Source organism: Pedobacter sp. V48 (assembly GCF_000523515.1).
Lineage (GTDB): Bacteria > Bacteroidota > Bacteroidia > Sphingobacteriales > Sphingobacteriaceae > Pedobacter.
Map to the genome: position 1 here is coordinate 272997 of NZ_AWRU01000005.1, position 14773 is coordinate 287769.

12 protein-coding genes are annotated in these 14773 nt (G+C 39.7%); all 12 read right to left on the minus strand.

Annotated features, from left to right (window positions below; genetic code table 11):
- Positions 1-13: 13 nt before the first annotated feature.
- The 12 genes from leuB (N824_RS04490) to ilvD all read right to left on the minus strand — a co-directional run bounded on the left by leuB (N824_RS04490) (position 14) and on the right by ilvD (position 14745).
- Positions 14-1075, minus strand: a complete 1062-nt coding sequence (leuB, locus tag N824_RS04490) for a 3-isopropylmalate dehydrogenase (protein WP_048903933.1) — start codon at positions 1073-1075, stop codon at positions 14-16.
- Between the two features lie 72 nt (positions 1076-1147).
- Entirely contained in the window at positions 1148-2665 is a 1518-nt protein-coding gene (locus tag N824_RS04495) for an alpha-isopropylmalate synthase regulatory domain-containing protein (RefSeq protein ID WP_048903934.1), read from the minus strand.
- Positions 2666-2818: 153 nt separating this feature from the next.
- A complete protein-coding gene (leuD, locus tag N824_RS04500; protein ID WP_048903935.1) occupies positions 2819-3415 on the minus strand; it encodes a 3-isopropylmalate dehydratase small subunit in 597 nt (198 codons plus the stop codon).
- Positions 3416-3434: 19 nt separating this feature from the next.
- On the minus strand, positions 3435-4841 hold the full coding sequence (leuC, locus tag N824_RS04505; protein ID WP_048903936.1) for a 3-isopropylmalate dehydratase large subunit: 1407 nt from the start codon (positions 4839-4841) through the stop codon (positions 3435-3437).
- Between the two features lie 42 nt (positions 4842-4883).
- Positions 4884-6047: a 2-isopropylmalate synthase gene (locus N824_RS04510; protein ID WP_084498188.1), complete on the minus strand. Its 1164-nt coding sequence runs from the start codon at positions 6045-6047 to the stop codon at positions 4884-4886.
- Between the two features lie 11 nt (positions 6048-6058).
- Positions 6059-7150, minus strand: a complete 1092-nt coding sequence (gene leuB, locus N824_RS04515) for a 3-isopropylmalate dehydrogenase (RefSeq protein WP_048903937.1) — start codon at positions 7148-7150, stop codon at positions 6059-6061.
- Positions 7147-8616 carry an ATP-binding cassette domain-containing protein gene (locus N824_RS04520; protein WP_048903938.1) on the minus strand — a complete coding sequence of 490 codons (1470 nt, stop codon included), beginning with the start codon at positions 8614-8616 and terminating at the stop codon, positions 7147-7149. The genes leuB (N824_RS04515) and N824_RS04520 overlap by 4 nt, the downstream gene beginning before the upstream one ends.
- Positions 8617-8625: 9 nt before the next feature.
- A complete protein-coding gene (gene ilvC, locus N824_RS04525; protein ID WP_048903939.1) occupies positions 8626-10107 on the minus strand; it encodes a ketol-acid reductoisomerase in 1482 nt (493 codons plus the stop codon).
- A gap of 33 nt (positions 10108-10140) precedes the next feature.
- Entirely contained in the window at positions 10141-10608 is a 468-nt protein-coding gene (locus N824_RS04530; protein ID WP_048903940.1) for a DinB family protein, read from the minus strand.
- 38 nt (positions 10609-10646) lie between these two features.
- A complete protein-coding gene (gene ilvN, locus N824_RS04535) occupies positions 10647-11264 on the minus strand; it encodes an acetolactate synthase small subunit (RefSeq protein ID WP_048903941.1) in 618 nt (205 codons plus the stop codon).
- Between the two features lie 9 nt (positions 11265-11273).
- Entirely contained in the window at positions 11274-13013 is a 1740-nt protein-coding gene (ilvB, locus tag N824_RS04540; RefSeq protein ID WP_048903942.1) for a biosynthetic-type acetolactate synthase large subunit, read from the minus strand.
- A 34-nt stretch (positions 13014-13047) separates the two neighbouring features.
- Positions 13048-14745 (minus strand): dihydroxy-acid dehydratase, encoded by a 1698-nt coding sequence (gene ilvD / locus N824_RS04545; RefSeq protein WP_048903943.1) that lies wholly within the window; start codon positions 14743-14745, stop codon positions 13048-13050.
- Positions 14746-14773: the final 28 nt, after the last annotated feature.

Here is a 14773-nt window from a genome sequence, read left to right on the forward strand (position 1 = left end):
AAAAGATGTTTAGCTACTTGATGTTCTTAGCTAACCAATCACCAACTTCACTTGTTTTGTATGCTTTGTTTTTTCCTGAAAGGTCTTCAGTTACGATTCCTTCTGCAAGAGATTTGTTTACTACAGCTCTGATCAATTCTGCTTCTTCTTTTAATCCGAAAGCATCTTCAAACATCATTGCGGCAGACAATACAGTTGCCAAAGGATTGGCAATGTCTTTACCGGCAGCCTGAGGGTAAGAACCGTGAATTGGTTCAAATAAAGAAGTGTGAACGCCAATTGAAGCAGATGGCATAAGGCCCATAGAGCCCGAAATTACAGATGCTTCGTCGGTTAAAATGTCTCCAAATAAATTTTCTGTGATCAATACATCATATGAATTTGGCCATTGTACCAAACGCATCGCAACTGCATCAACAAATTCGTAGCTTACTGTAACCTCAGGGAAATCTTTTTCCATGTCCTGTACAGTTTCTCTCCATAAACGTGATGTTTCCAATACGTTTGCTTTATCTACACAGCAAAGTCTTTTACCACGGGCCATTGCCATTTCAAAACCTAATTTAGCCAAGCGCTGAACCTCTACTCTGGTATAGGTACAAGTATCGAAAGCTGTGTTGCCATCGTCTTTTCTACCTCTTTCGCCAAAATAAATACCACCAGTTAACTCACGAAGGATAATAAGATCTGTACCTTCTATACGCTCTCTTTTTAATGGAGAGTTATCAATTAAAGATGGGAAAGTAAATGTTGGGCGTACGTTTGCAAATAGGCCCAGTTTTTTACGCATTTTTAGAAGTCCTTGTTCCGGACGAACGGTAGCTTTTGGATCATTGTCGTAACGTGGATGACCAATAGCGCCAAACAAAACAGCATCAGCTGCCATACAGATATCGTGTGTTGCATCTGGATAAGGTTCGCCAACAGCATCAATTGCAGCAGCGCCGGTTAGGGCAGAAGTCCATACAATTTCGTGATTAAATTTTTGTGCTACGGCATTTGATACTTTAACTGCCTGATCAATAACCTCAGGTCCAATTCCGTCTCCCGCTAAAAGAGCGATATTAAGTTTCATATATTTCTAGTTGTGTTTTTTTAAATATTTCTTTAATTATAACCAGTTTTTATTTGTGATACTAATTTACCTTTAAATAATGTTCAACATTTTCTGGGTAGCTTTAATCGCACACACGGTCTGATCTGAATCAAGGCCTCTGGTTATAAATACTTTCTGATCGGTTTCCCAGGTAATAATTGTTTCGCATAAAGCGTCTGAATTACTTCCGGGAGCTATCCTTACAGCATAGTCGATCAGCTTTGGCAAGCTCCTTTCTTTTTTTGCATAAACCTTCGTTAACGCATTCATAAATGCATCAAACTGACCATCGCCCTGCGCATTCTCTTCGAACTTTTCCCCTTCAATTACTACAGAGATGGTAGCAGATGGACGTAAGCCCATTGCATTCATCAATACGTACGATTCTACAATAACCTTTTCTTCATAAAGGCTGCTGTCTAATACGTCGGAAATGATGTAAGGAAGATCTTCTTTGGTTACGGTTTCTTTTTTGTCGCCTAATTCAATAACTCTTTGAGTAACTTTCTTTAGGTCGGCATCGTTTAGTTTTAAGCCTAATTCTTGCAGGTTTTTTTCAATATTGGCTTTACCGGAAGTTTTTCCTAATGCATAACTGCGTTTTCTGCCGAAGCGTTCAGGTAGGAGGTCGTTAAAGTACAGGTTGTTTTTGTTGTCTCCATCAGCGTGAATCCCGGCTGTTTGGGTAAATACATTATCGCCAACAATCGGTTTGTTTGAAGGGATTCTAACACCTGAAAATGTTTCAACAAGCTTACTAACTTTATAAATCGAAGATTCTCTAAGTTGAACTTCAACCTCGGGTGCAAAGTCATTAATTACGGCAATAGCGCTGGCCATTGCTGCATTTCCTGCTCTTTCGCCCATTCCGTTTACTGTTAAATGCAAACCGCTTATTCCAGCCTTTACAGATTCTAAAACATTGGCTGTACCAAGATCATAATCGTTATGTGCATGGAAATCAAAATGGGTATCCGGATATTTTGATTTAAGCTCAGTAATATATTTAAAAGTTTCGCCAGGTGTTAAAATACCCAGTGTATCGGGTAATAATACTCTTTTTATGGGCTGTGTAGTCAGAAAATCTAAAAATTGCAGCACATACTCCGGAGAGTTGCGCATGCCATTACTCCAATCCTCTAAATAAACATTGGTAGCGATGTTGTTGGCAATTGCCAGATCAATAACATGCTTAATTTCTGCAAAATGTTGTTCTGGTGTTTTTTTAAGCTGATGCGTTAAATGATTTAATGAACCTTTGGTGAGCAGGTTCTGAACTTTAACACCTGCTTTTAACATCCAGTCGATAGAAACACCGTTGTCTACAAAAGACAATACTTCTATACGATCTGCATATCCGTTTGCTTCTGCCCAGGTTAAAACTGCTTTTACTGCCTGAAACTCTCCGTCAGATACACGTGCAGAAGCAATTTCAGCCCGGTCAACATGGAGCTCTTCCAATAATAACTGGGCTATGGTTAACTTTTCTGAAATGGAAAAAGACACACCCGATGTTTGTTCTCCATCGCGGAGTGTAGTATCCATTATCTCTATTTTCCTTCTTTCCATGTATCGGGTCTTACTTTTTTCTTTATACTAATTATCCGTCATCGTCATCTCGAGGATAGGAGAGATTTAATGGTTGTACCAATTCAAGAGATCTCTCCTATCCTCGAGATAACGAGGTGTGCTATAGCATGACGGGTAACAGCTATGTTTTTTTTAAAGAGGTAGCTGCAATGCAAACTCTTCAATTTCTGGTTTTATGCTTTGCAGGTAATCGATGTCATCAAAACCATTCAGCATATTGTCTTTTTTATACGGGCTGATTTCGAATTTTTCTTTTTCACCTGTTGCTAAAAGTGTAATGGTTTGTTCCGGTAAGTTTACTTCCAGTTCTGTATTAGGATCAGCAAAAATTGCAGCAAAGATTTTTTCAGAAAACTCAGGACTAACCTGAACTGGCAATACACCAATGTTTAGGCAGTTGTTTCTGAAGATATCAGCAAAAAAGCTTGATACCACACATCTGAATCCATAATCATAAACCGCCCAGGCAGCATGCTCTCTTGATGAGCCTGAACCAAAGTTTTTACCACCAACAAGTATTTTACCGCTGTAAACAGGGTTGTTTAAAACAAAGTCTTTTTTGGGTGTATTATCTGGGTTATATCTCCAGTCACGGAAAAGGTTGTCGCCAAACCCAACGCGCTCTGTAGCTTTTAAAAAGCGGGCAGGAATTAACTGATCGGTATCCACGTTTTCTATTGGAAGTGGAACCGCGGTGCTTTTTAGTATATTAAATTTATCGTAGGCCATTTTAATCTTTTAAGTGTGTTTAGACAAGTTCTTCAATTAATGTTCTTGGGTCTGTAACCACGCCGGTAACAGCTGCAGCTGCAGCAACTAGCGGACTGGCTAACATGGTTCTTGAACCAGGACCTTGTCTTCCTTCAAAATTTCTGTTCGAGGTACTTACCGCATATTTTCCTGCAGGTATCTTATCGTCGTTCATTGCTAAACATGCAGAACAACCAGGTTGGCGTAATTCAAAGCCAGCTTCGGTTAAAATATCCAGTAAGCCTTCTTCTTTGATTTGAGCCTCGACAATATGAGAACCCGGAACCAGCCAAACGGTTACATCGTCAGCTTTATGTCTGCCTTTTACAATAGAAGTAAATGCTCTGAAATCTTCGATACGTCCGTTAGTACAGCTACCAACAAAAACGAAATCTATTTTCTTACCTATCATAGATTCGCCTTCCGAGAAGCCCATGTAACCTAATGATTTAGCATAGGTTGCAGCGCCACCTTCTGCGTGAGCAGCATCAGGGATGTCATGAGAAATTCCCATTCCCATTCCCGGGTTTGTACCATATGTGATCATTGGTTCAATTGAAGAACCATCGAAAGTCAATTCTTTATCAAAAACGGCATCAGCATCAGTTTTTAACGTTTTGTAATAAGCCAATGCTCTATCCCAGGCTTCGCCTTTAGGGCTAAACTCACGACCTTTTACGTAATTGATGGTAGTTTCATCAGGAGCGATCATACCGCCACGGGCACCCATTTCAATACTTAGGTTACAAACCGTCATACGGCCTTCCATGGTCATGTTTTCAAAAACATCACCAGCATACTCCACAAAATATCCGGTTGCACCAGAAGTTGTAAGCTGAGAAATGATGAACAATGCAACGTCTTTAGGGGTAACACCTACACCTAATTTTCCATTAACATTGATACGCATTTTTTTAGGTTTTGGCTGCATAATGCACTGTGTAGAAAGCACCATTTCTACTTCAGAAGTACCAATACCAAAAGCGATTGCACCAAAAGCACCATGCGTAGAAGTATGCGAATCACCACAAACAATAGTAGCACCCGGTTGTGTAATTCCGTATTCAGGACCTACAACGTGTACAATACCATTTTTTTGATGGCCTAGTCCCCAGTGGCTGATACCATATTCATTAGAGTTGGACTCTAATGCCTTTAACTGGTTAGCCGAAAGCGGATCTGCAACCGGCAAATGCTGGTTAATTGTTGGGGTGTTATGATCTGCCGTAGCAAATGTACGCTCAGGGTATAAAACTTTGATTCCTCTGCTTTTTAAGCCTAAAAAGGCAACAGGGCTTGTCACTTCGTGGATAAGGTGGCGATCAATAAAAAGCACATCGGGGCCACCTTCAATTTTACGTACCACGTGAGTGTCCCACACCTTATCAAATAATGTTTTGCTCATTTTTTTCTTTTTTTATTATGAATTCTTTTTGTGAAATAAAGGTTAAGCTAATTGTTGCTTGCCCATCATTAACAAAAGATCATCATCATTAATATCTAATTTACTATCTGCAACTGTAAGGAAGCGATGGTAGGCTTCTCCCAATTCTTCTTTACTTAAATTAAAACCTAAGCGCTCCAAATGGAACTTTAAAGCATGTCGGCCACTGCGTGCAGTAAGTACAATACTTGCATCAGGGAAACCAACATCTTCAGGACGTATAATTTCGTAATTTTCGCGGTTTTTTAAGAAACCATCCTGGTGGATGCCCGAGCTGTGTGCAAAGGCATTGCTGCCAACAATTGCTTTATTTGGTTGTACCGGCATACGCATTTGTGAACTTACCATACGGCTCAACTCATAAAAGTTTTTAGTGTTGATATTGGTATGCAAACCTAATGTCTGGTGGGTCTTTAAAATCATGACGACCTCTTCAATAGAGGTATTACCTGCACGTTCTCCAATACCATTAATAGTACCTTCAATTTGACGGGCGCCGTTTTGTAAACCCGCAATTGAATTTGCGGTAGCTAAACCTAAATCATTATGGCAATGCACAGATATAATGGCATTGTCAATGTTTTTTACATTCTCTTTCAAAAACTTGATTTTGCTTCCGTACTGATCTGGTAAGCAATAACCATTAGTATCTGGGATGTTTACAACAGTAGCGCCGGCTGCAATAACTGCTTCTACCATCTGGGCAAGAAAGTGTACATCGGCACGACCAGCATCTTCTGCATAGAATTCAATATCTTCTACAAATTGCTTGGCATATTTAACGGCTTCAACTGCACGTGCTAAAATATCTTCTCTTGTACTGTTAAATTTATGTTTGATGTGCATATCAGACGAGCCGATACCAGTATGGATCCGCGGACGTTTTGCAAATTTCAATGCAGCAACAGCAGAATCAATATCGCCTTTATTTGCACGTGTAAGTGCACAAATGATCGGCTCAGATACCGCTTTAGAAAGTTCTACAACACTTTGGAAATCACCTGGGCTTGAAATAGGAAAACCTGCTTCAATAATATCCACGCCAAGGGCCTCCAATTCTTTGGCAATTTCTATTTTCTCTGGGGTTGTTAATTGGCAACCCGGCACTTGTTCACCATCACGCAACGTGGTGTCAAACACATAAACTCTATTTGGATCGTGTAACATAATTTTCGTTTTTAGTTAGTATAGGTTTTTTGTGTAATATATTTTAAGACGAGTTTACCCATTTCCTTAGTACCTAATACTTTATAAGGATTTGTGGTGCCGTCGGCAATGTCATTAGTTCTGAAGCCTTCTTTGAGTACTTTGTCAACTGCGGCAACTACTGTTTTGGCTTCTTCTTTTAGTCCAAAACCTATTTCGAGCATTAGCGCTACGGATAGGATAGAAGCCAGCGGGTTGGCCAGGTCTTTTCCGGTGATGTCATGTGCAGAGCCATGGATTGGTTCAAAGAAACCAGTACCATCACCAATTGAGGCCGAGGCTAACATCCCCATTGAGCCTGCAATTTGCGAAGCTTCATCTGTAAGGATATCACCAAATAAATTGGCAGTTAGTACTACATCAAAGCGCTTAGGATCTTTGATCAGTTGCATTGCGGCATTGTCTATAAACATATGTTCAGTTTCAACCTCAGGGTATTCTTTAGCGATAGCCTGTACGGTTGCCCTCCATAATCTGGAGCTTTCCAGTACATTGGCTTTATCTACCGAACATAACCTTTTGTTACGCTGCATTGCAGCCTGAAAAGCTTTGTGTGCTATTCTTTCTATTTCGTATCGGTGATAGATCATTAAATCCGACGCGGTATTTCTATCCTCAGAAAGTGTTTTCTCTCCGAAATAAACGTCGCCTGTCAGCTCTCTGAAAAATAAAATATCTGTACCTTTTAGTATACTTGGTTTAATGCTTGATGCATTTAACAATTCATCAAATAATAAAATAGGGCGTAGATTGGCATAAAGACCCAATTCTTTACGGATCTTAAGTAAACCTTGCTCCGGGCGTACTTTAAGCGAAGGATCGTTATCATACAAGGCGTGGCCTACAGCACCAAAGAGGATTGCATCACTTTGTCTGGCTTTTTCCAGGGTTTCATCTGGCAATGGGCTGCCTGTCGCTTCAATAGCAGCATGACCCATTAAAGCTTCGTCAAAGGTAAACTCATGGCCAAAATCTTCGGCAATTTGTTCTAAAATGGCTTTTCCCCATGTGGTTACTTCAGGCCCGATGCCATCGCCGGGTATTACTAAGATATTCTTCTTCATAGTACGCTCTCTAATAAGGTTTCGACGGATTTTACTTCACCGTTTTCTAATAAAATTCTTTTCTCAATACAGCCAGGTACCTGTGATTCAAAATGACCAACATAAATTAACGTTGTGCCATTTTTGCACAATTCATCTACCAGTTTGTTAAAATGCAATGTTTGTTGCTTGTCTAATCCCTGGCAAGGTTCATCCAATATCAATAGCTCCGGGTTTTTTACAATGGTACGGGCCAATAATGCCAGCCTTTGTTTACCAAGAGGAAGTTCGTTCATCAGGGTGTTTTTATATTCATCCAGCCCGAAATAGTGAATTAATTCATCGGTTTGTGCTTTTTTTGAATATCCCGGATCACAAAATAAGCCTGAACTATCATAAAAGCCAGAAACAATACTTTGCCAAACAGTTGCTGAAGGATCAAAATACCAGTGTAATTCTGGTGAGATTAAACCAATTCGTTCTTTAATCTCCCAAATACTTTCTCCGCTTCCTCTTTTGTTTCCAAATAAATGAAAATCATTGGCGTAAGCCTGAGGATGATCGCCACAGATTAAACTTAACAAAGTTGATTTTCCAGAGCCGTTGTGGCCATGCAACACCCATTTTTCTCCTGCTTTAACTTCCCAGTTGATATTTTTTAACACCTGTTTTTCGCCGTAGCTGATATTTACATTGATCATTCTAATGATCTCTGCGGATGAAGCATTTACAACCGATTCACTCAAAAATGTAGGAACAGGTTTGTCAAATGCTTCGATATCATTCCAGGCACGTTCATCAGCAGAAATCTCGACTAATTTGCCTTCCTCAATTGTTGCGATGCGATTGATGCAGGCAGGTAGCTCAGCTTCGTTGCTGATTAAGATCAACTGTGTACCTGCTTCAGAAATTTCTTCCAGTAAAGCGTTTAAGTTTTTACGGGAAAGTACATCCAATCCGTTGTAAGGAAGATCAAGTATTAACAATTGAGGCTTTAACCATAACGCTTTAACCAATTGTAATTTTTTATGCTCTCCGCTGGATAACTGGATAAGTGTGGAGTCTTTTAATTCCGAAAACCCTAAAGCAGCTAAAACCCTATCCACCTCATTGAATAAAAGTGAATGTTTTTTGCCGAAACTTTCCAATTCAGCTTTTACCGTCGCGGTAGTTTCTGTTGATTGCTTATTGTAACGCTGCTGATAATAGAAATTAGACTGGCCTTCCAAGTCTTTAAATTGAAACCAATTGGCCACATAATAGGCCATAGCAGGTAAACTGCTTTGAGGATTAAAGTTGATTTCAATATTACTGTAGCTATGGCCTATACCGGCCATAGCTTTAGCTAATGATGTCTTGCCACTTCCACTTGTTCCGCACAACAACCAATTCTCATTACGATTTATAGTCCAGTTCAAATCCTTTAACACGGGTTTGTGCCGATACTTTAAATTTAGTTTTGTGATATGGACGACGGGCTGTGACATTTACTATTATTATGCTGTTTTTATAGATTTCATTGCAGTCATTGCTTTTCTCAATCTCGCGCCAACTATTTCAACTTCATGAGAACGAAGCGCCTCATTAATTGCAATTAACGTTCTGTTATCAACCGAACCATCTTTACCTTCGTTAAAGTTTTTACCTACTAAATCAGTATCTACTTTAGTCATGAAATCAGCTAATAAAGGTTTACAAGCATAATCAAATAGGTAACAACCATATTCAGCAGTATCAGAGATAACACGGTTCATTTCGAATAACTTTTTACGCGCAATGGTATTGGCAATAAGTGGAGTTTCGTGCAACGACTCATAGTAAGCAGATTCTGGTTTAATACCAGCCTGAACCATTGTTTCGAAAGCCAATTCAACACCAGCTCTAACAAAAGCAACCATTAAAGTATAGTTATCAAAATATTCTTGTTCGCCGATTTTTACATCACCAGCAGGAGTTTTTTCAAAAGCAGTTTCTCCTGTAGCAGCACGCCATGCTAATAAGTTTTTATCACCAGCAGCCCAGTCTTCCATCATTGTACGGCTAAATTCACCGCTCATGATATCATCCTGATGTTTTTGGAATAGCGGACGCATAATGTCTTTCAATTCTTCTGAAATTTCAAAAGCTTTAACTTTAGCTACATTGCTTAATCTGTCCATCATGCCAGAAACACCGCCATGTTTTAATGCTTCAGTAATTACTTCTACACCATACTGAACAAGTTTAGAAGCATAACCAGCATCGATTCCTTTTTCAATCATTTTATCGAATGAAAGGATTGAACCCGTTTGTAACAAACCACAAAGGATAGTTTGCTCGCCCATTAAATCTGATTTTACTTCAGCAACAAAAGATGATTTTAAAACACCAGCCCTATGGCCACCAGTTCCAACGCAGTAAGCTTTAGCTTGTGCTAAACCTTTTCCTTCCGGATCGTTCTCCGGGTGTACAGCGATTAGGGTAGGTACACCAAAGCCTCTTACATACTCAGCTCTTACTTCACTACCTGGACATTTTGGGGCGACCATGATCACCGTAATATCTTTACGGATCTGCATTCCTTCTTCCACAATGTTAAAACCGTGCGAATACAATAAAGTAGCACCTTGTTTCATTAACGGCATAATTGCAGTTACAACTGCAGTATGTTGTTTGTCCGGAGTAAGGTTAATCACTACATCAGCTGTAGGAATTAATTCTTCGTAAGTGCCAACAGTAAAGTTGTTTTCTGTAGCATTTTTCCATGAATCTCTTTTGCCTTCAATAGCTTCTTTTCTTAAAGTATAGGCAACATTTAAACCACTATCTCTTAAATTTAAACCTTGGTTAAGGCCTTGTGCTCCACAACCTACAATTACCAGTTTTTTTCCTTTTAGTGCATTTACGCCATCAAGAAATTCAGAACTGTCCATGAAATCGCAAACACCTAATTGGTTTAATTTTTCTCTAAGAGGTAATGTGTTAAAATAATTTGACATCGTTTTATCGGTTTTTTGTTATAAGGTTCTTATTTACTTTTTATTTAATGCTTTTTTAATTGATGATGCACAGCCATAGTGGTAAGCATCATGTATAGGGAAAAACTGTACCGCTTCAATTGTACTCTTTAGTTCTACACCGTAGCTTGTAGTACGCGCATTGTAGCTTACAAAAACATTGTTGTTCAGATCCTCTGCCAGCCTATTAATAGTGCTAAGCGCCAGGTCTTTTAAAATGTTTATTTCTTCGGCTTCAACGAACTTTTCAGGTTTTGTTCCTTTTTGATAATCCAGAATATACTGATCCTCTATAACAGGGGCAACATTAGCCAGTTTATAACACAGGATCTGCTGACTACTTATAATATGGCCAAAGTTCCAAATTATATTGTTGTTAAAGCCTGCAGGCACCTCGTTTATCTCTTCAATCGTTGATGTTTCTATCAACTCAATAAAGTTCTTCCTGGTTTGTATAATCGTTTTAAAAAGGGTGTTTTCCATCTTATTAGTTCTGTAATGCCTATTCGGTTGGCTACGAATTACATGCTAAATACATTCTTCTCTTTATCAAGGAACTCATTTTCAATCACATCCTCACCCGGTTCTCTGCGCTCAAATTCTCTAAGCTTGCGGTTAAAACCTTCGCTGTCTTTAATAATGGCAACTCTTGCACTTCTTACAAACTCAATTAATCCGTGAGGTTGTAGCACTTCAATCAGTTTATCAGTTTCTTCTCTGTGTCCGGTGGTTTCAAAAACAGTATAATCTTTACGGATCACTACTGCTCTTGCGCCATATTCGCGAAGMAAACGCTCTACCGATACTTTTTCTGCAATGGTATCTGTAGGCACTTTATACAATGCCATTTCCTGCCAGATGATGTCTTCGTTAGTATTGTAATATACTTTCAATACCTCTACTTGTTTTTCTATCTGACGGGCCAGTTTACGAACAACCTCTTCCGTTTCATGGATCAGAATATTGAAACGGTGAATGTGTTCAATTTCTGAAGGAGAAGTGTTCAAACTTTCAATGTTAATTTTTCTTCTGGAGAAGATGATGGCTATACGGTTAAGTATGCCGATTCTATTTTCGGTATATGCAGTAATCGTAAATTCCTGTTTTCCGGTTATTTCTATATCGTTGGAATTGCTCATGATCTTTAATTATTTAAGTCTGATTTCGCTTACACTACTTCCTTGTGGAACCATAGGGAACACATTATGTTCTTTGGCTACCATTACCTCTAAAAGGTAAGAACCTTTGTGGTCTAACATTTCTTGTAATGCTGCAACAAGGTCTTCACGCTCCGAAACTTTTTTACCTGCGATGTAGTAAGAATCAGCAAGTTTTACAAAGTCAGGACTGGTAATGTCTACAAAAGAATAACGTTTTTCGTGGAATAATTGCTGCCACTGGCGAACCATTCCTAAGAATCTGTTGTTCAAAATCATGATTTTAACATCGATACCACTTTGCATAATGGTTCCTAATTCCTGACAAGTCATCTGGAAACCACCATCACCAATAATGGCAACTACTGTACGCTCCGGAGCACCAAATTTGGCACCAATTGCAGCCGGTAAACCAAAGCCCATAGTACCTAAGCCACCGCTGGTAATATTGCTTCTTGTTTGGTTAAACTTGGCATAGCGACAAGCAACCATTTGATGTTGGCCAACATCGGTAACAATAACAGCATCACCTTTGGTTAGCTCATTTAATTTATTGATAACCTCGCCCATGGTAAGCTCACCGCTTTCCGGGTTTAGTTCTTTTTGTATTACGGTTTCTTGCTCAGTTTTATCAAAAGCCCTGAATTCTTCTACCCATTCGGTATGTGATTTCTGATCAACCAAAGCAGTTAAGAATGGTAAAGTTTCTTTACAATCGCCCCAAACAGGAACGTCTGCTTTTACGTTTTTATCAATTTCGGCAGGGTCAATATCCAAATGGATAACCTTTGCCTGTTTTGCATACTTATCTAAGCGGCCTGTAACACGGTCGTCGAAACGCATTCCGATTGCAATTAAAACATCGCAAGAGTTGGTTTGTACGTTAGGACCATAGTTACCATGCATACCAAGCATACCAACATTTAACGGGTGATCTGTAGGGATAGCACCGGCACCTAATATTGTCCATGCTGCCGGAATACCGCTTTTCTCTACAAAAGCTTTAAATTCCTGTTCCGCATTACCTAATAGAACGCCTTGTCCGAATAGGATGAAAGGTTTTTTTGCGCCGTTAATTAATGCCGCGGCCTCCTCAATATATTCTTTTCTGATCAAAGGTTTAGGGCGGTAGCTACGGATGTGTTCGCAAGGCGTATATCCTTCGTATTCGAACATCTGTAACTGCGCGTTTTTGGTAATGTCAATTAAAACCGGACCTGGTCTTCCACTGCGTGCTATATAAAAAGCTTTTGCAAGGACGCTAGGGATTTCAGTGGCATCAGTTACCTGATAGTTCCATTTTGTTACCGGAGTGGTGATGTTAATTACATCCGTTTCCTGGAAAGCATCTGTTCCTAAAAGATGTGCAAAAACCTGGCCTGTGATGCAAACCATAGGAGTACTGTCTATCTGAGCATCAGCCAAACCTGTAACCAGGTTTGTTGCGCCAGGACCGCTGGTTGCAAAAACAACACCGACTTTGCCTGAAGTACGTGCATAACCCTGGCCAGCATGCGTGCCGCCTTGCTCATGACGTACTAAAATATGTTGTAATTTTTCTTTGTAATCATATAGCGCATCATAAATGGGCATGATGGCGCCGCCCGGGTAACCAAAAATGGTATCGGTACCCTCAGCTATTAATCCTTCCAATAAAGCTACGGAACCAGAAACAGTTGTTGTTTTTTTAGGTTCTGTTAAGGTTGTTGTTTCCTCGTGTGCTGTATCCATTGTTGTATGTTKWSGKTWTWSKKKTTCTAATTAATTAATCATTGTAGGCATCAGTAACACAGCCTTCGCTGGCATTGCTTACTTGTTTAAGGTATTTATAGAGCACTCCTTTTGTGACGGGTGGTGGTAACTGTTTCCAAACCGCCCTGCGGGTTGCCAGCTGCTCTTCAGTTAAATGAACATCAATTGAGTTATTTACTGCGTCTATAGTGATGATGTCATCATCATGAACTAGTGCGATGTTTCCGCCATCCCATGCCTCAGGAGTGATGTGGCCTACAACGAAACCGTGAGTACCACCAGAAAAACGACCATCAGTAATTAAAGCAACAGTTTTACCTAATCCTGCACCTATAATAACCGACGTTGGTTTTAGCATTTCAGGCATACCCGGAGCTCCTTTCGGACCAACCTGTCTGATTACCACTACGTCTCCGCTTTTTACTTTTCCGCTTTGAATTCCTGCAATTAGTTTTTGCTCTCCGTCAAATACGCGGGCAGGGCCTACAAATTTTTCGCCTTCTTTACCACTGATTTTAGCGACAGCCCCTTTAGTTGCAAGGTTACCATAAAGCATCTGCAAGTGACCGGTTTCTTTAATCGGTTCAGTTACCGGGAATATAATTTTTTGTTTATCGAAGTCAAGATCTACAGCATCTGCTACGTTCTCTGCCAATGTCTTGCCAGTAACAGTGATACAATCGCCATGAACCAAACCTACTTTTATCAGGTATTTTAAAACAGCAGGTACTCCGCCAATTTCATGCAGATCTTCCATTAAGTAAGTTCCGCTTGGTTTTAAATCGCCAAGTACCGGTGTGCTGTCGCTGATTTTTTGGAAATCACTAAGTTGTAAATTTAAGCCTACTGATTTAGCCATTGCAATTAAATGCAATACGGCATTGGTAGAACCACCTAAAACCATAACCGTAACGATAGCGTTGTGGAATGATCTTTCTGTCATGATATCTGAAGGAAGGATATTTCTTTCCAATAGAATTCTGATTGCTTTACCGGCTTCTAAGCACTCATTTCTTTTTTCTTCACTTAATGCAGGGTATGAAGAGCTATAAGGCAAACTCATACCTAAGGCTTCGATAGCAGAAGCCATAGTGTTAGCAGTATACATACCTCCGCAAGCACCAGCACCAGGACAGGCATTTCTGATTACACCCTGGAAATCTTCTTCCTCTAAGTTACCTGCAAGTTTCTGACCCAATGCCTCAAAAGCAGAAACAATGTTTAATGCTTTACCCTTGTAGTTTCCAGAGTGGATACTTCCACCGTAAACCATGATAGAAGGGCGATTTAAACGACCCATTGCCATGATAGATCCTGGCATATTTTTATCGCATCCAGGTATAGTGATCAATCCATCGTAGTATTGGCCACCACAAATGGTTTCAATTGAATCTGCAATAACATCTCTTGAAACTAAAGAATAACGCATTCCATCTGTTCCGTTAGACATACCATCACTAACACCAATAGTGCTGAATGTTAAACCGACCATGTCATTTTTCCATACACCATCTTTAACGATTTTGGCTAAATCATTTAAATGCATGTTGCAGGTGTTTCCATCATATCCCATGCTGGCAATACCAACCTGAGCTTTTTCCATATCTGCTTTAGTTAAACCAATTCCGTACAACATTGCTTGCGCAGCTGGTTGTGTTGGGTCTTGTGTAAAAGTTTTACTGTAGCGATTGATTTCTGGTGTTTGTGACATATTATATGGTTAGGTCTTTTTTGTTATT